This is a genomic window from Longimicrobium sp., assembly GCA_036387335.1.
Taxonomy (GTDB): domain Bacteria; phylum Gemmatimonadota; class Gemmatimonadetes; order Longimicrobiales; family Longimicrobiaceae; genus Longimicrobium.
This window is the reverse complement of record DASVTZ010000263.1, coordinates 1-16,748: the sequence shown is the minus strand read 5'-3', so window position 1 is coordinate 16,748 and position 16,748 is coordinate 1. Positions and strand designations below refer to the sequence as shown.

The following is a 16,748-nucleotide window of genomic DNA, read 5'->3' as shown; positions in this document are numbered from 1 at the left end:
CGGTGTTGTCCCCGCGATGAGAAAGAAAATCCTGCGGGCGGGCAAGCCGCCCGCCCGCAGGGATGGTGCCTACTGGATGTTGCAGATCTCGTATTCCCGGCGGAACCGCGTGCCGCTGTCGTAGCCGCAGTTGCTCGGCGGCTCGTACGGATCCGGCTCGGTGGGCGGGGGCGGGGCGGCCGGGCGCATGCGCGCCGCGAGCATCCCGTCGGCGATCCGGTTCACGCCCGGGTCGCGCCACATGATGGAGAAGTGGTCCTCCGTGCCGTTCGCCCGCAGCTGCCGCCCGGCGTCGTACTCCAGCGGGTAGCGGAGCGTCTCCTCGGGAAGCAGCCCGTCCGTGGCCGAGTTGCGGGCGTAGCTGAAGTGCACCCACTCCTTCCAGCGGTCGTCGAAGCCGCCGATCGCCCGCTCGCCGGTGCGGCAGGCTTTGCCCGTGCCGGTCTTGATGATGATGTTGTAGAAGAGGGCGGCGCACAGCTTCAGGTTGCTGCGGTTGGAGCGCACCGAGCGCACCATTGCCTCCGGGTCCGCGTACTCGCGGCTGGCGGCCAGGCGCGCCCAGGAGTACTGCTGCGGCACCGAGCCCCACACCGCCGAGTGCGGCACTCCGTCGCCCGTGTTGCCCAGGAACTGGATGGTGGCCGAGCTCGGGCGCAGGTCGATCGCGCCCGGCGCCTTCAGCCCCTTGGCCGTCTCGTTCAGCTTGCTGAACAGCTCCTGGTCCAGCTTGGTGCGCACGAACGAGGAGATGATCGCGTCGAGCAGGCCGAAGATCGGGCTCAGGATGGTGATGCGGATCGTGTGGATCAGCCCCTCGATGAGGCCCAGCGTGGTGCGCGGGTCGTACTGCTGCGCCTTTTCGGCCACCGGCGCGCCCTTGTTGGGCGACGCCACCGTCACGACTCCCGCCACCCGCGACGCCGTGTTGATCTGCGGGTTGGAGCTCAGCAGCACGTCGCGCGACACGGGGCCGCCCATGCTGTGCGCCACGAAGAAGAAGGAGGAGCCCGCCGGCTCGCCGCGCACCATCCCGGCCAGCTCGCCCGCCTGGTAGTCGATGGGCGCCAGCGCCGTGGTGTTGGGGAGCCGCACCGCGCCCGGGTCTACGCGCGTGGCCAGCCGGCCCGTGGTGTTCCGGGTGGTCCACACCGCGCTGGTTTCGTTGAGGCCGTGCACGAAGTAGGTGCCGGTGTAGCTGGCGTACTGCGCCTCGGCGGAGCGGGCGGCGACGGCCGGCGCCAGCACCGCGGACGCCAGGAGCGCCCTGGTTGCAAAGCGGTTCATCGGTTGTCCTCGCCGAAAGAGATGTTCGTGATCACCACGGTCGAGCGGCTCGTCTGCTTGCCCTGGCCGTTCTCGCCTTCCACCGTCATCGACTGGCGCATGTAGCCTTCGCTGCCGTCCTTGCGCTTGATCTTGGTCCAGCGCATGGTGGCGCGGGTGTGTCCCTGCGGCCCCTTCACCTCCTGCCCAACCATCAGCTCGGTGGCGGGATCCACGGTGATGATCGTCTCCTCTTCACCGCGAACGCGGCGGAAGCGGCGATGTCCCTGCCCGTTGCGGCCGATCTCGTCGCTCGCGGCCAGGAGCGCGCGGAGCGCCGGGCGGTGGAGGCCGTGCTCCTTGTTCCCCACCTTGTGCGCGTCCGGATTGCCGTTGCCCGCGGTGGCCATGCTGGTGCGCGGCGCGCCCGGCAGGCGGTTCTGGAGCTGCTGATGGTCGCACATCCGCGTGCCGCACGGCTGCCGCCCGAGTAGACGGCGTAGTACGGCTCGTTGTACGAGGCCTGCTTCTCCTCTGGCGAGGCGAGGCCCAGCGCGAAGGCGTCCGCCGCCACCTGCGTCGCGTCGGCGATCTCGACGCCCGCCGAGTTGAAGCCGCGCGTCACGCCGTACTGGTACCACGAGGTGGTCACGTCGTTGGCGACCTCCGGGTCCGTGACCGAAGAACTGGTCTCCTGCACGAACAGCCGGTAGTCGCTCCCGGTCCACGTCTCGCAGTTGTCGTGCGTGGTCGTGATCTCCGGGATCCCGTACGTCGCCAGGTCGGCGTCGTAGAAGGTGTTGGTGCTCGTGTACGAAAGGCCGCAGGAGAAGGGCGCGGTCACCAGCCGGGGCGCGCCGGGCCTGGCGAAGGGAGCCGATCCGGTGGTCTGGTCGTCCGCGCAGGCCGCCAGCGCCGCGAAGACGACGAGGGGCGCGAGCCGCCGCGCATGGCGCACGCTGCTCAAATACTGTCGTGATTTCACAAGTCCCCGATGTTGAGAGAGGGTAGGACAGGGACCCCCGTGCGCTGCGCCGGGGGATCCGGCACCGTTCAGGGGGGCGGGTCGAGCTTCACTCCATTGGGTCCTTGAGCACGAAGTTGCTGAGGCGCTCCGCTCCCGAGCGGCGGGTGCGGAACAGGCGGGGTGCTCTCTCCGCGCAGGACGAATTTCGCCGGCGGCGCTACGTATGTTTCACGAAGCTGAGAATATATACCCGTGAAATGTGACTCACGGTAGTGGTCAATCATTAGGATGCAAGTGCTCGCCGGAGAGCAGGATTTCCGGCCCGGACGCCGTCGTTTCTCGCGCCCTTCTGGCGCCTTCCCGCTCCGCGCGCGGTGGCGTCTCGATCCCGCATCGCCGTTGCAGGGGCGCAGAAAACGAGGAGCGCGGGGATCGTCCCCGCGCTCCTCTTCCCGACATTTGCACCCCGATCCGCGCTTCAGCCTCCGGGCAGTATCCTCACCAGCACGGCGGTGATGTTGTCGCGCCCGCCGCGGGCGTTGGCCTCGGCGATGAGCTGCACGGCCAGGTCGGCGAGGGGGCCGTCGTCCTCCAGGATGCGGGCGATCATGCGGTCGTTGAGCATACCGGTGAGGCCGTCGCTGCACAGCAGGACCAGGTCGCCCGGCTGGAGCTTGCCCGCCTCGATGTCTGGGCTGTCCGCGGAGTCGGCGCCCAGGGCGCGGGTCAGGATGTGCGACAGGCGGTGGCGGCGCGCACCCTGCTCCGTCAGCCGCCCCTCGTCCACCTCGCGCTGCACCCAGGTGTGGTCGTGCGAGATCTGGGTGAGCTCGCCGGTGCGGAACAGGTACATGCGGCTGTCGCCCACGTGGCCCAGGCGGAAGGCGCCGTCGCGGGAGACGACCAGCGCGGTGAGCGTGGTGCCCATCCCCTCGGTGGCGGGGTCGGCCATGGTGTGGGCGAGGATCGCCTCGTGCGCGGCGTAGAGGGAGCGCTTCATCGCCTCGGCCAGCAGGTCGGGCTCCAGCTCCTCGTCCACCCCGCGCACCAGGGTGCCGCCCACCGTGCGGGCGGCCAGCGCGCTGGCGATCTCCCCCGCGGCGTGGCCCCCCATCCCGTCCGCCACCAGGAAGACGCCCCGCGCCTCGTCCACGAAGAAGGAGTCCTCGTTCCCCTTGCGGACGCGGCCCACGTCGGTGAGCCCGGCCGACTCCCAGCGCACCGTCACGGCGCGGCGGCCCGGGTCGCCAGCGCCAGCAGCGGGTGCTCCGGGCCAGTGCCCACGCCCACCCGCGGCGCCGCCATGGTCTGGAAGACGAGGTAGCCGATCACCGCCAGCAGCACCACGAGGAGGATCGCCAGCCACACCGGGAAGCGGAAGCCGGGCTTCTCCTCGCGCAGCGTAGCGGGCTTGGGCGGCGCGACGTAGTCTGCGCGGGCGCGCTCCGGATCGGCCTGCGCCACCTCGCGGAACTGGAGCTTCACGCCGCCCACGCGAACCGTGGCGCCGTACGGGAGCGGGGTGGGGATGTTGGGGGCCAGCTTCGTCCCCTCCACGGCGGTGCCGTTGGTGGAGCCCAGGTCGGTGATGCGCCACGCGCCCAGGTCCCACTCCAGGCGGGCGTGCTGGGCGGAGACGGAGTCGTCGTCGATCACCACGTCGCTGGCGGCGGCGCGTCCCACCACCACCACGGGCCTGGGGATGGGAAGCTCTTCGCCGTAGCGCGGGCCGGCGGTCAGCGCCAGAGCCGCCAGCGGCCCCGTGCGCCCCGGCTCGGGGAGGTTGGCCATTCGGGTTCCTTCTGCCGTGAAAGCGCGGTGCGCGCATGGGGTTGCGGGGGGGCCAACGTAGGCCCCCCGGATTCGCTGAGCAAGGTCCGCACCCGGAGCCGTTTTCGTTGACTCCGGCCCGCGTCCGGCGCTATGTTGAATGCCCTCCACAAGCCTCCCGCCCCGCGCCCCAGCTCCCGTCGTGATCGCCCGCATTCTACTCGCGGTCCTCCTCGCCATTCCCGGTGCCCTCGCCGCCGCCGAGCCGGAGCCGCTGCGCCTGGACGGCCCCTGGCGCTGGCAGCGGGGCGACTCCGCCGCCTGGGCCGCGCCCGCGCATCCCGACGCCGGCTGGGCGCTCGTCGAAGCGCCGGCCGAATGGGAGCGCTTCGCCCCCGGCTACGACGGCTTCGGCTGGTACCGGCGCGAGGTGCGGCTCCCGGCCGATCTGGCGGGCGGGCCCGTGGGCGTGCAGCTCGGCAGCGTGGGCGACGCGTACGAGATCTTCTGGAACGGTGTCAAGGTGGGTGGATCGGGCCGCATGCCGCCGCGCTTCGTGGAAGGAGTCGCGCCCACCCTCCTCCTGGTGCCCGATTCGGCGCTGGCGCGGCGCCCGAACGGCCCACACCTGGTTGCCGTGCGCGTCTACAACGCCTACGCGTACGGCGGGCTGATGGGCGGCGTGCGGGTGGGTCGCTACGACCTCCTGGCCCAGCAGCGCTCTCCGCGCGACGTGGTGATCGGCGGACTCGTCTCGTTCTTTTTGGCGATCGGCATCTACCACCTCGCCTTCTTCTTCCGCCGCCGCCGCGCGAGAGAGAACCTGTACTTCGCCCTGCTCTGCGCCGCCGTCTCCATCTACGGCGCAACCTTTTCGGGCGCGGTGCAGTCGCTGCTCGTTCCGCACGTGAACTCGTACCGTGTCGGGCTCTGGGCGATCGCCGCGGGGATGCCCGCCTTCGTCGCGCTGGTGCACCGCCTCTTCGACCTGCGCCTCACCCGCCGCGACGCCGTGCTGACGGGCGCGGCCACCGCCGCCGTCATGCTGGTGGGCTCGCTGCCGCTGGGCGCGCTCGCCGCCATGGCGAAGTGGGTGGATCTGACGATGATGGCGGGGCTCTTCGTGGTGGTTGCCCGCGCCTGCCGTTCCACCTCGCGCCGCCAGCCGCACGGGCGCATCCTGGGCGTGGGGACGGTCTCCTTTGCGCTGGCCGTGACCTACGACCTTCTTTCCGAGCACGTGGACTGGCTGCCGGTGGCGCGTATCCTTCCGGGGGTGCCGTCGCTCTTCTGGATCGGCTTCCTGGTCTTCGTGGTGTGCGTGGGGATCGCCACCGCGGGCAAGTGGGCGCTCACCGAGGCGACCGCGCAGATCGACCCCCTCACCGAGCTCTCCCGCCGCCACGTGCTGGACGAGGCGCTGCGCCGCGAGTGCGAGCGTGTGCGGCGCACGGGGGGCTCGGTGGCGCTGGTTATGATCGACCTCGACCACTTCAAGCAGGTCAACGACCGCCACGGCCACGGCGCGGGCGACGTGGTGCTGGCGCGCGTGGGGCGCGTCCTGCGGAACTGCGCCCGTAACATCGACACCACCGCCCGCTTCGGCGGCGAGGAGTTCGCCGTCCTCCTGTGCGACTCGGGCCTGGAGGGCGCAAAGGCGCTCACCGAGCGCTTCCGCCGCCACCTGGCCGAGCTGCGCGTCCCGGTCGCGGGGGGCGGCACCATCACCGTCACCGCCAGCGTGGGCATCGCCGCCGGCACCGACGTCGTCAACCCCGACGCCCTCCTGGAAGCGGCCGACCAGGCCCTCTACAGCGCCAAGTCCGCCGGCCGCGACCGCACCCTCGCCATCCAGCTGGATTCGGAAGTCGCGGCTTAGGGCCCCCACCCCCCGGCCCCCTTCCCCCGCAAGCGGGGGAGGGGGAGAACTGCGTGCGCCGTCGGCATCCGCCCGCCCCTCCTCGATGTCTGCCCCCGTCGTGATCCCCCGTAGGGGCGGCCCCGCGTGGCCGCCCGTGCCCGCCCCGGCTCCGTTGCCCTTTTCGCGCACACCGATCTCGTAGGGGCGCGATTCATCGCGCCCGTCGCCCGCCCGCCCGCGACCCCCGCCCTCGCGCCCCAAACCCGTAGGGGCAGACCCACGTGTCTGCCCACCCTCGCCTGCACCGCGGATTGGCCCACGCGCGCCGATCCGGGGTATTCTCTGTTACAAACCGGCACGCACACGCCGGGCGTGGCCCGGAACCTTCCCGCCCGCCCTGGTGTCCACCAACGCACGCAATCCGTCCCACCGCCGCACCACGCAAAGATGCGAAACAAGCTGTCCTGCGCGGCCGCGCTCCTGGCGGTGCTCCTTGCCGGCGCTACGCAGGCGCAGGTGTTCACGCGCCCGTGGCTCGACTGGCGCACCGTGCGCACCAAGCACTTCGAGGTCCACTACCCCGCCGAGACGTCCGCGTGGACACTGGACGTGGTGTCGCGGCTGGAGGCGGTGCACGACAGCGTGCGGAGCGTGGTGGGGTACGCCCCCGGCCGCCGCGTGCGGATCATCGTCGAGGACCCGTCCGCGTCCGCCAACGGGAGCGCGTACGTGTTCCTCGACGAGCCCACCATCTCGCTGTGGCCCACGCCGCCCGACCCGCGCTCCAACATCGGCCACAACCGCGGGCCGGGCGAGCAGCTCGTCATCCACGAGTTCGCCCACATCGCGCACCTCACCCGGCCCTCGCGCAACCCGCGCGGCGACCTGTGGATGCGCATCCTTCCCGTGCGGCTCGGCCCGGTGGCGCGCAGGGCGCCGCGCTGGGTGAGCGAGGGGTACGCGACGTACATCGAAGGCCGCCTCACCGGCAGCGGACGTCCGCACAGCGCAATCCGCGCCGCGGTGCTTCGGCAGTGGGCGCTGGAGGGGCGGCTCCCCACCTATCCGCAGCTCAGCGCGTCGAACGCGTTCTACGGGCAGAGCATGGCGTACCTGGCCGGATCCGCCTTCCTGGAGTGGCTGGTGGAGCGGCGCGGCGAGGCGAGCCTGGACCAGCTCTGGCGGCGGATGAGCGCGCGCCAGAACCGTTCGTTCGCCACGGCGTTCGCGGGAGTCTACGGCGGCGCGCCGCACGAGCTGTACGGCGCCTTCACCGTGGACGTGACCGCGCGCGCCCTGGAAGCCCGCCGCCAGATCGCGGAAGCGGGCGGCACCGTTGCGGGCGACACCGTGCAGCGCCTCTACTGGGGCACCGGGGACCCGGCCGTCTCCCCCGATGGCGAGCGGATGGCGGTGGTGCTGCGCGGCGCCGCGGGAACGGAGCCGCGCGTGGTGGTGTGGCGCACGCGTGACGAGCCCGGCGACTCCGCCGAAGCCAAGGAGCGCCGCCGCCTCCTGAGCCGCGACTCGCTCGACGTGCCGGACGTGCGCTGGCGCCCGCGCCCCAAGGCCGCGCTCGCCACCCTCCTCCCCGTGGACGGCCGCGGCCACGACTCCCCGCGCTTCATGCCGGACGGCGCGCGCATCCTCCTCGTTCGGCAGGAGCCGATCGGCGGCGGTGCATCGCGCCCCGACCTCTTCCTCTGGAACTGGAAGGAGAAGCGCCTCCGGCGGGTCACGCGCGGCGCCGGCATCCGCCACGCCGATCCGTCTCCTGACGGGCGCAGCGCGGCCGCGGTGCGCTGCGCGGGCGGCGTGTGCGATCTGGTGCGGGTGGATCTCGCAGGCGGCGCGGTCTTCCTGGTCGCGACGGGCGCCCCCGAGCGCGTCTTCTACCGTCCCCGGTGGTCGCCGGACGGCAGCGCCATCGCCGTCTCTGTGCAGGAGCGCGGGCGGTGGCGTGTGGAGCTGGTCGACCCCGCCACCGGCGCTCGCCGCCCCGCCGATCCGGACGATGGCGCGAACCGCTACGACGCATCGTGGCGCCCCGGCGGACGCGACCTGGTGGTGGTCTCCGAGCGCGGCGGCGTCGCCAACCTGGAGCTGCTCGACCCGGTCGCGCGCACCGCCCGCACCTTTACACGGGTGACGGGCGCGGCGCTCGCCCCCGAGGCCACGCGCGGAGGCGAGGTCTTCTTCCTGTCGATGCACGCCGGGGGAATGGACCTCAACCGCATCCGTCCGGACAGCGCGGGCGCGGCGCCGGTCATGCTTCCGGCCACGCTGGCCCCGATCGCGCCTCGCGTCTGGGAGGGCACGCCCGTCGCCATCCCGCGCGCGCCCGTGCCCGAGCCGCGGCGCTACGGGATCGGCCCGCGCATCACGCGCATCCTCCCCATGGCCGGCTACGACACGGACGGCGCGTCGGTGGGCGGGATGATGAGCAGCACGGACCCCATCGGCCGCCTGGCGCTGATGGCGCGGGCCGTCGTCTCGACCGATGACGCCACCGAGGGCGGATCGCTCGCCGCCACCTGGCGCGGATGGCGCCCCGCCGTCACCGCCGAGCTATTCGCGATGGAGCTCCCCGGCTTGCCCGACATCGTGCGCCCGTCGTACCTGGGCGCGACCCTCTCCGCCGATGCGCCGTGGCGCGCGGGCGGGGCCGCGCACCGTCTGCAGGGCGGGGTGTCGGGCGGGTCGCTGGAGGGGGACGAGCGGGTGCTGGGCTTCGCGGAGTACGGCGCCGCTCTAGCGCGCCGCAGGGCGGGCCGCACCCTCATCGCCCGCCTGCGGATGAACGCCGCCGCCGGGAGCACCGCCGGGCTGGGCTGGGCGCGTGGTGTGGGGAGCGCGGGTCTGGCACTGAGCGCCGGGCGGCTCGAGCTGCGCGCGGACGGATCGTACGGACGGGTCAGCGGCGGCGCCCCCGCATTCGAGGCGCTCGCGGCCGGCGGCGGCGCCAACCCGCTCGTGGACGATGCGGCGCTCGCGCAGCGCATCCCCATGCCCGCCGCCCCGTTCGGCGTGGTGGCGGGGCGCGATCTCGCCACCTGGCGCCTGAGCACCCGGGTGGCCGGCGTCACGCCCTACCTGTGGGGCACCACCGCCGACGGCTCGCACTACCGCGTCGCCGGCGTCGAAACCGAGTTCGCCACCGGCTTCAACAACGTGGTGGGGGTGCCGGGGGTGCGCGTTACCGCCGGCCTCGGCGTGCCGCTGGACGAGCCTGGGCGCCACGAGCCGCGCGCGTATTTCTCCGTCACCTACGTGCCCTGAACGGAACGGGGGCGGATGCCGCGCCGGCATCCGCCCCCATCTCGTACTTCGCCGTGTTTGCGGCATGGTTGTAATGCGTGCGCCGTGCGGCACCCCCGGGCGGTGGAGCGGCGGCGGGCACGGGCAGACACGTGGGTCTGCCCCTACGGGAATCTGTGCCGTGGCGCGCGACGGAGCGGGGGCGGGTTATTGCGACGCGGGGGCGTGCGGCATGCGCGGGAACGCAGGCGTGGCCGTCCGAGATCGGTGCGGCGGGCGGGCGATGGAGCGGCGGCGGGCACGGGCAGACACGCGGGTCTGCCCCTACGGGGATTCTGTGCCCTGGGCGGGCGGCGGAGCGCGGCGGGTGTGTACGACGGGGTTGCCTGTGCCACCCGGGCGACGGCGCCGCTGCAGGCACGGTCAGACACGCAGGTCTGCCCCCACGGGGATCTGTGCCGCGGGCGGGCGGTGGAGCGGCGGCGGCCACGGGCGCGATTAATCGCGCCCCTACGGGATCTGTGCGACGCGGGCCGAATTCTCCCCCTCACCCGCCCTGCGCCCCCGCAGGCGGGGGAGGGGGTCGGGGGGAGGGGGCCTCACACCCCGTACCGCGCCACCAGCTCCGCCGGCAGCGCCACGTCGATGCGGCGGCGGGGGGTGTTGTCGAGGGCGTCGTCCTTGGACGAAAAGATCTCGCGGCCGTCCGGCGCGTGGATCACGCAGTACAGGTCGGGGAGCGAGCCGCTCATGCGGTCCTCCAGGTCGGCGAAGTCGGCGGTGGAGTACTCGAAGCGGGCCTCGCCGGCCGAGTCGGTGGTGCCGTCGCCGAGCAGGTCGTCCTGGGAGAAGCGGTCGCTGTCGAAGAGGGAGACCCGCAGGCCGGCAAGGGGGCGGCCGGAGGCTTCGTCCACCACCCTCACCACCGTGGTGTAGTGCGTCATCGTCATCCTTGGCTGGGAGCGGGCGGTGTGCCCGGTCGAGCCAGGAAGCTACGCCCCGGCGGGGGCGCGTCAACGGCTACTCCACGCTGAACTCGCTGCTGGCGACGCCGCGGAACTCCCCGCTGGGTGAGTAGAGAGCCACGTACGACACCACGCGGTACACCCCCGCCTCGCGCACGCTGACGGTGAAGGGCCGGCCTGAGCGTGCCGCCACCTCGATGGGGGTCATCGGGTAGATCGCGTGGCAGATGGCTTCTCCCGCGTTCTCCCATTTACCTCCGACGCGCCGGTCGATCGTCACCGAGGGCCGGTCGCCGCAGGCGCGCAGGTAGACGGCGCTCGCCCGGTCGTTGAGCACCTGGAGCGGCACCGTGGCGTCGCCGGTGGCCGGGTCGCGACGCACCGGGCTCACCTCGGCGGCCACCCAGAGCAGCGGCGGTTCGAACAGCAGATCGTCGCTTTTCTGGCAGGCGGCGAGGAGAACGATCAGGGGAGCGAGAAAGCGGAGTCGCATGGTCGTGGTGGGCGGGGGTGAGTCGATCGGTGCGCCCGAACAACGCCCCTCCCGCTTTCGGTGTGACATGACCTCGCGCGGAGACGCGGAGCCGCAGAGAGAACACCAAGAAAAGCTGTTCTCCGCGGCTTGCGGTTCCCTCCGCGTCTCCGCGTGAGGCTTTTCGCTACGCCAGGTGCGGATACGCCGGCAGCGTAAGGAACGGGATGAACTCGTTCCCCAGCACCAGCTCGTCCAGGAGGGTGCAGGCGGTCGCCAGCTCGGGCGTGGTCACCCCGGACGCGCGCAGACGCTCCATCTCCTCGGTGCGGATGCGGGTGTACACGTCCGGCGTCATCGCGCCGTCGTCGTCCAGCGGCGAGCGCTGGCGGATCCACTGCCAGAGCTGCGCGCGCGAGATCTCGGCGGTGGCGGCGTCCTCCATCAGGTTGTTGATGGCGACGGCGCCGTTGCCGCGCAGCCACGCCTCCAAGTACTGCAGCGCCACGCTCACGTTCAGCCGCACCCCGGCCTCGGTGACGTGCCCGTCCGGGATGCCCGTGCTCAGCAGGTCGCGGGGGCGCACGTTGGCATCGCCCTGCTTCTCCTTCTGGTTGGGCCTCTCGCCCAGCACCCGGTCGAACTCCGCGCGGGCGACCGGCACCAGGTCCGGGTGCGCCACCCAGGTGCCGTCGAAGCCCTGCCCGGCCTCGCGCGCCTTGTCCTCCGTCACCTTCGCCATCGCCACGCGGTTGACCTCCGGGTCGCGGCGGCTGGGGATGAAGGCCGCCATCCCGCCCATGGCGTGCGCGCCGCGGCGGTGGCACGTCTTCACCAGGAGCTCGGCGTAGCACTTCATGAAGGGCACGGTCATGGTGACCTGCACCCGGTCCGGCAGCACGAAGTCGGCGCGCTTCCTGAACTTCTTGATGACGCTGAAGATGTAGTCCCACCGCCCCGCGTTGAGCCCCGCGGCGTGGTCGCGCAGCTCGTACAGGATCTCGTCCATCTCGAACGCGGCCAGGATCGTCTCGATGAGCACCGTGGCGCGGATCGTCCCGTGCGGAACGCCGAGCTGCTGCTGAGCGAAGGTGAAGACGTCGTTCCAGAGCCGCGCCTCGCGGTGCCCCTCCAGCTTGGGGAGGTAGAAGTACGGCCCCGAGCCCCGCTCCAGCAGCTCCCGTGCGTTGTGGAAGAAGTGCATCCCGAAGTCGAAGAGCGAGGCGGACACCGGCTCCCCGTCGACCTGGACGTGCCGCTCGGCGAGGTGCCACCCGCGCGGGCGCACGATGAGCACGGCCAGCTTCTCGCCCAGCCGGTACTCCTTGCCGCCACTGGAGAAGGTGAGGGTGCGGCGCACGGCGTCCTGCATGTTGGCGTGCCCCTCCACCACGTTCTTCCAGGTGGGGGAGAGGGCGTCCTCGAAGTCGGCCATGAAGCACGACGCGCCCGAGTTGAGGGCGTTGATGACCATCTTGGCGTCGGTGGGCCCGGTGATCTCCACGCGCCGGTCCTGCAGGTCGGGGGGAGTGGGCCCCACGCGCCAGTCGCCCTCGCGCACCGATGCCGTCTCCTCGAGGAAGACGGGCTCCACGCCGGCGTCCAGCTCAGCCTGGCGCGTGTCGCGGGCGCGCAGCAGCTCCTCGCGAACGGGGTTGAAGCGGCGGTGCAGCGCGGCCACGAACTCCAGCGCCTCGGGAGTGAGCACGCGCGCGCTCGCCGGAGAGTCCTCGCCCATCACCCGCACGCCCTTCGTTCCCAGCGCATCCACCGTAGACATGCCTCGTTCCTCCCGCGGGGGGTGATCGGTTCAGCGCAGGGCGCACGCAATCATACTGCCGCGCGCGCCATACCGCGAACGACTGATGGTCTCACGCAGAGGCGCAGAGACGCAGGAGGGCCCAACCGCAAGGCAGCAGAGAGCTGCTCGGCGTTCTCTCAGCGCCTCTGCGTCTCCGCGTGAGCCCGCAGTTTCTTGATCCATTTCCATCCGTATGCCGCCAGATTGGAATGCTGGATTGCTACACGTGCTGGCGGTAGAAGGGCGGTACACTGACGCCGGGAGGTGTACAGAAGGTACCCGGCATGAGCCAATTCGGGGATACATTTACGGACACCGGCACCACACGAAAGTGCACGCGAAAACCTCTCCGGAGCGCATTTGAACCCGCGATTGCTTTGGGACTTGCCGTGCGCCGCGCGATGCTGTATTCTGCTGCCGGAGTGAGGCTCAGAGCGGGAAAAGACTATGGCGTGCCTTGGGTTTGAGCGTTAGCATACGAACGCTCCGACCGCCCCGCACACGGCACCCCATCCCTCCGCAGAGCCACTCTATGCGATCCAAGCGGATGACACCCCCCGTTCGCCGCACCACCCGTCGCTGGCGGACGCCACCCGCCATTACCCACGGCGGCGAAGCGTTCGAAGGCGTGGGGGTGCTCGAAGAGATCAAGGACCCACTTGGGGCGCTGCTGTGGCAGGTCGTGCGCGACGTGTACCTCTGGGGATCGCTTCCGCCCGACGAGCGCGGCGAAGTCTTCGTCCCGGGGGCGGACGGGGCGCTCCTGGCGATGCTGCGCGACGCGGAAGTGGAGGTGCAGCTCGAGACGCCGCTGATGGGGCTGGTGAGGCTGGTGGGCGCGCCGGGGACGGCGCGGCCGGAATCGGTGGCCATGGCGTGCCAGCACGTCGCCGCCTGGGCCGACGGCAACGGCTACTCCGCCACCTCCATCGCCTTCGCGCAGGCCGCCGCGGCCGCCATCCCCACGGACGCGTCGGCGGCGTACGCGGTGGGGCGCCTGGCCCGCCGCCGCGCGGAGTACGCCCGTGCCGAGACGTGGTTCAGGCGCGCCATCGCCCTGGCGCGGCAGAGCGGGGACTGGACGTCGTACGCGCTGGCCTTCTCCGGGCTGGGGAACCTGTACGTGCACCGCGGCAACTTCCCGGCGGCGCGCCGCTTCCACATCCGCGCGCTTCGTGCGGCCCGGCGCCACTCGCTCCGGCAGATCCAGGGTGGCGCGCTGCACGACCTCTTCGTGATCGCGGCGGGGGGCGGCAACGCGGCGGAGGCGGAGAAGCTGGCGCGCGCGGCGTTCGAGGCGTACGGGGCCGATCACCCCCGCCTCCCCGTGCTGGCGCACGACATCGCCTACCTGTGGGTGGAGCAGGGGCACTTCGGGCCGGCGCTCACCGTGTTCGAAGCGCTCCTCCCGCACCTGCGGAGGCACGAGGACCGGATGGTGGGGCTCGCCAACATCGTGCGCGCCGCCGCCGGCGCGGGCGACCGGCGCCGCTTCGACGAGGCGTGGGACGAGGTGTGGGACGGGCTCGCCCGCAACGAGCACACGGAGAACGCCGCCCAGGTGCTCCTCGAGCTGGCCCACGGCGCCGCCCACGCCGGCGAGTTCGAGCGCGCCGAGCGCGCCGCCGACCGCTCCGCCCGCGCGGCCCGGGAGCGCGGCGAGGCCAAGGTGCTCCTGAGCGCCGAGGCGGTGGTGGAGTCGGCCCGGCGCTCGCGGGCGGCCCGCACCCGCGCCGAGTCCCCGGCCCGCGCCGCCGTCCACGAGGAGTCGGACGCCTTCGCCGCCGACCTCGCGCGCTCGCTGCACGCATCGCTGGTGTCCCGCTGAACCCCTTCGCCCTTCACCCGGCCCGTGCCCCATGAAGATCGCCGCCCGTCCACTGCTGGTGCTGCACAGCGACGAGAGTTTCCGCGAGCGCGTCCGCAAGGTCGCGGGGAAGGAGTACACCTTCCAGTCGGTCCCCGACTGGCCGTCGCTGGAGGACGCGGTGCGCGATTCTCCGCCCTCCGCCCTGGTGGTGGTCAACCCGTACGAGGAGGCGCAGGGGCAGCGCGCCCTCTCGCCCGCGCTCAAGAACCTCCTGGTGGAGTTCCCCTCGATGCCGGTCTTCGCCGCGCTGGAGGTGAGGGCGGACCGGGTGGAGGACCTGCGCACGCTCGGGAAATGGGGGGTGGTGCAGGTGATCTCCATCGCCCACGACGACACGCCGGACGCGCTGGTGCACCGCTTCCGCGCCTCGCAGGGCCGCCCCCTGAAGGCGCTCCTCGAGCAGGTGCTCCCGGCGGACACTCCGGGGCGCGCCCGCGCCATCGTGGACGCGGCGGCCGAGGTGGTGGCGGTGGGCGGGCACGGGCGCGACCTGGCCCGGCAGCTCCACCTCTCGCGCCGCACCCTGCTGCGCTGGTGCGAGCGCGCGGAGCTGCCGCCCCCGCGCAAGCTGCTGGCGTGGATGCGCATCCTCCTGGCCGCCGAGCTGCTGGATGACCCGGGGCGCACGGTGCTCTCGGTGGCCCACGCCTGCGGCTACTCGTCGGACAGCGGGCTGCGCCGCGTGACGCAGAAGTTCGTGGGCGCCAGCCCCACCGAGCTGCGCCGCCGCGGCGCCTTCGCGCGCTCGTCGAAGGTGTTCGTGGAGGTGCTGGCGCGCTACCGTTCGGGGCAGGTCACGACCTGAGGGCCCCACCCCCAGCGTCGCTCCGCGACGCATCCCCCTCCCCCAAAACTGCCTGGGGGAGGGGGGTTCGCACGGATCTGTGCGCGTAGGCGGGGGCCGGGGCACGCGGGGTCCCCCTCTCCCCGGCCCTCTCCCCCGCGAGCGGGGGAAAGGGTGCACTCCGTCCACGCCAACGCCTCGCCCGCGCCCGGCGCCCCTCTCTCCACACCGAATTCGTAGGGGCGGACCTGCGTGTCCGCCCACCCTCGCCGCTACACCGTTTCCAGGCCACGCACGCCGATCCCCGTAGGGGCCGCCCCACGTGGCTGCCCGTGTTCCGCCTCGCGCCGAACCCCGCTTCCGCACACCGATCTGCCAAGCACCAACGGCCGCGCCCGTCCCGCAGTCTACGCGGTACGAGCCGGCTTCAGCCGCCTTCGCGTGGTTCCAGCCGGGGGCTTCAGCCCCCGGCGATTCGGCGCGAACCCAACCCCCTCGAAGCCTGCGAAGGCAGGCTTCCCGCCGTTGTTGCAGCGGTTTCAACCGCCGGGGCTGCCCACATCCGGACCCCCACCATCCTGACCACCCCCACCCACCCCCTCCAGCAACCCCCTCACCACCTCCACATCCTCCGCCGCCTCCAGCCGCCCGAAGTGCTCGAGCGCATCCTCCAGCGCCTCCCGCGCCTCCGCGACGCGTCCGGTATCCCGCAGCAGCACCCCGCGATCCCGCTGCACCTCCGCGCGCAGAAGCGCATCCTCGTGCTGCAGCGCGATCGCGAGCGCCTCATCCAGCCGCGCCTCCGCCTCCACGTCGTCCCCGCCGGCGCGGGCGGCGGAGGCCATCACCCGCACCGCGCCGGCGTAGCCCGTGGGATCGCCGATGCGGCGGAAGCGCTCGCCGGCGCGCTCCGCAAGCGACATCGCCAGCCGCCCGTCGCCGCCGCGGATGCGCAGCTCGGCGCGCTCCACCTCGGCCAGCGCGATCACGTCCTCGCTCTCCGTGGCCTCGGCAAGCTCCATGGCGCGGCGGTAGTGCGCGTCGGCGTCGTCGTTCCGCTTCAGGTCGCGGAAGGAGATGCCCAGGTTGTAGTGCGTCTGCGCCAGGCCGCGCCGGTTGCCCACGCGCGTGTAGCCGGCGAGGGCGCGCTGGTAGAAGGTGAGCGCCGCCTCCCGCCGTCCTCCCACGTTCGCCACCACGCCCAGCCCGTTGGCGGCGCGGGCCACGTGGTCGTCGTCGCCCCAGTCGGTGGAGTAGCTGAGCAGCTCCTCCCACCGCGTCGCGGCGTCGGGAAGGCGCCCCGCCTCGAAGTGCGTCATCCCCAGCAGGTTCACCACCTCCAGCACGAGCCGCCGGTTTCCCGTGCGGCGCGCCTCCGGCTCCACCTGCGCGGCCACCCGCAGCGCCGTCCCCGTGTCCCCCACGCGGCGGCAGGCGTCCGCGAAGAGGAAGCCCAGCTCGGGCTCCGCCACGAACGCCGCCTCCGGCACGCCGCGAAGGCGGGCCGCCAGCCCCAGCCAGTCGCGCCGCGCCGCGAGGGCGCGGGCGTCGGCCAGCTCGGTGGAGGGGGAGGGGGTGGTCACGATCGGCTCAGTTCGAGGCCATCGCGTACTTCGTGAACCCCTGCAGATCGGCGCGCACCTCGTCCAGCTCCGCGTCGCGCACGGTGCCGATCCGCACCCACGGCTGCCCGTCCGTCTCCTGGCGCCAGATCGCCAGGCGCGAGCGCTCGTC

Annotated in this window: 13 protein-coding genes; 4 read left to right on the top strand and 9 right to left on the bottom strand. The window is 72.5% G+C overall.

Annotation, left to right across the window (positions count from 1 at the left end; translation table 11 throughout):
* Nucleotides 1–69: 69 nt before the first annotated feature.
* From VF647_26350 to VF647_26330, 5 genes are all read right to left on the bottom strand, one after another.
* On the bottom strand, nt 70–1,287 hold the full coding sequence (locus VF647_26350) for a hypothetical protein (protein ID HEX8455630.1): 1,218 nt from the start codon (nt 1,285–1,287) through the stop codon (nt 70–72).
* Complete coding sequence (locus VF647_26345) at nt 1,284–1,502, bottom strand: hypothetical protein (protein ID HEX8455629.1); 219 nt, start codon at nt 1,500–1,502, stop codon at nt 1,284–1,286. The genes VF647_26350 and VF647_26345 overlap by 4 nt, the downstream gene beginning before the upstream one ends.
* Nucleotides 1,481–2,251: a hypothetical protein gene (locus tag VF647_26340; GenBank protein ID HEX8455628.1), complete on the bottom strand. Its 771-nt coding sequence runs from the start codon at nt 2,249–2,251 to the stop codon at nt 1,481–1,483. The genes VF647_26345 and VF647_26340 overlap by 22 nt, the downstream gene beginning before the upstream one ends.
* Nucleotides 2,252–2,711: 460 nt before the next feature.
* Nucleotides 2,712–3,461: a PP2C family serine/threonine-protein phosphatase gene (locus VF647_26335; protein HEX8455627.1), complete on the bottom strand. Its 750-nt coding sequence runs from the start codon at nt 3,459–3,461 to the stop codon at nt 2,712–2,714.
* Nucleotides 3,458–4,024 (bottom strand): FHA domain-containing protein, encoded by a 567-nt coding sequence (locus VF647_26330; GenBank protein HEX8455626.1) that lies wholly within the window; start codon nt 4,022–4,024, stop codon nt 3,458–3,460. The genes VF647_26335 and VF647_26330 overlap by 4 nt, the downstream gene beginning before the upstream one ends.
* A 139-nt stretch (nt 4,025–4,163) precedes the next feature.
* Between VF647_26330 and VF647_26325 the strand changes: the two genes are divergently transcribed.
* Nucleotides 4,164–5,882, top strand: a complete 1,719-nt coding sequence (locus tag VF647_26325) for a diguanylate cyclase (protein HEX8455625.1) — start codon at nt 4,164–4,166, stop codon at nt 5,880–5,882.
* A 429-nt stretch (nt 5,883–6,311) separates the two neighbouring features.
* The gene (locus VF647_26320; protein HEX8455624.1) at nt 6,312–9,143 is read left to right on the top strand and encodes a hypothetical protein; all 2,832 of its coding nucleotides are present in this window, start codon (nt 6,312–6,314) and stop codon (nt 9,141–9,143) included.
* A gap of 578 nt (nt 9,144–9,721) precedes the next feature.
* On the opposite strand, the gene VF647_26315 is transcribed toward VF647_26320, so the two are convergent.
* From VF647_26315 to aceB, 3 genes are all read right to left on the bottom strand, one after another.
* Nucleotides 9,722–10,066 (bottom strand): hypothetical protein, encoded by a 345-nt coding sequence (locus VF647_26315; GenBank protein ID HEX8455623.1) that lies wholly within the window; start codon nt 10,064–10,066, stop codon nt 9,722–9,724.
* 76 nt (nt 10,067–10,142) lie between these two features.
* Entirely contained in the window at nt 10,143–10,580 is a 438-nt protein-coding gene (locus VF647_26310) for a hypothetical protein (protein HEX8455622.1), read from the bottom strand.
* 166 nt (nt 10,581–10,746) lie between these two features.
* Nucleotides 10,747–12,339, bottom strand: coding sequence for a malate synthase A (aceB, locus tag VF647_26305; protein HEX8455621.1), 1,593 nt, complete (start codon nt 12,337–12,339; stop codon nt 10,747–10,749).
* A gap of 568 nt (nt 12,340–12,907) precedes the next feature.
* Between aceB and VF647_26300 the strand changes: the two genes are divergently transcribed.
* Nucleotides 12,908–14,188 carry a tetratricopeptide repeat protein gene (locus VF647_26300; GenBank protein ID HEX8455620.1) on the top strand — a complete coding sequence of 427 codons (1,281 nt, stop codon included), beginning with the start codon at nt 12,908–12,910 and terminating at the stop codon, nt 14,186–14,188.
* Nucleotides 14,189–14,219: 31 nt separating this feature from the next.
* The gene (locus VF647_26295) at nt 14,220–15,035 is read left to right on the top strand and encodes a helix-turn-helix domain-containing protein (protein HEX8455619.1); all 816 of its coding nucleotides are present in this window, start codon (nt 14,220–14,222) and stop codon (nt 15,033–15,035) included.
* Nucleotides 15,036–15,553: 518 nt separating this feature from the next.
* Here the strand turns inward: VF647_26295 and VF647_26290 are convergent.
* Nucleotides 15,554–16,597 carry a tetratricopeptide repeat protein gene (locus VF647_26290; protein ID HEX8455618.1) on the bottom strand — a complete coding sequence of 348 codons (1,044 nt, stop codon included), beginning with the start codon at nt 16,595–16,597 and terminating at the stop codon, nt 15,554–15,556.
* Nucleotides 16,598–16,748 lie beyond the last annotated feature (151 nt).

What these genes read in the sequence shown, in the direction of transcription:
- VF647_26350 (HEX8455630.1), bottom strand. Translation starts at nt 1,287, where the DNA reads ATGAACCGCTTTGCAACCAGGGCGCTCCTGGCGTCCGCGGTGCTGGCG.
- VF647_26330 (HEX8455626.1), bottom strand. Translation starts at nt 4,024, where the DNA reads ATGGCCAACCTCCCCGAGCCGGGGCGCACGGGGCCGCTGGCGGCTCTG.
- VF647_26325 (HEX8455625.1), top strand. Translation starts at nt 4,164, where the DNA reads ATGCCCTCCACAAGCCTCCCGCCCCGCGCCCCAGCTCCCGTCGTGATC.
- VF647_26320 (HEX8455624.1), top strand. Translation starts at nt 6,312, where the DNA reads ATGCGAAACAAGCTGTCCTGCGCGGCCGCGCTCCTGGCGGTGCTCCTT.
- VF647_26315 (HEX8455623.1), bottom strand. Translation starts at nt 10,066, where the DNA reads ATGACGCACTACACCACGGTGGTGAGGGTGGTGGACGAAGCCTCCGGC.
- VF647_26310 (HEX8455622.1), bottom strand. Translation starts at nt 10,580, where the DNA reads ATGCGACTCCGCTTTCTCGCTCCCCTGATCGTTCTCCTCGCCGCCTGC.
- aceB (HEX8455621.1), bottom strand. Translation starts at nt 12,339, where the DNA reads ATGTCTACGGTGGATGCGCTGGGAACGAAGGGCGTGCGGGTGATGGGC.
- VF647_26300 (HEX8455620.1), top strand. Translation starts at nt 12,908, where the DNA reads ATGACACCCCCCGTTCGCCGCACCACCCGTCGCTGGCGGACGCCACCC.
- VF647_26295 (HEX8455619.1), top strand. Translation starts at nt 14,220, where the DNA reads ATGAAGATCGCCGCCCGTCCACTGCTGGTGCTGCACAGCGACGAGAGT.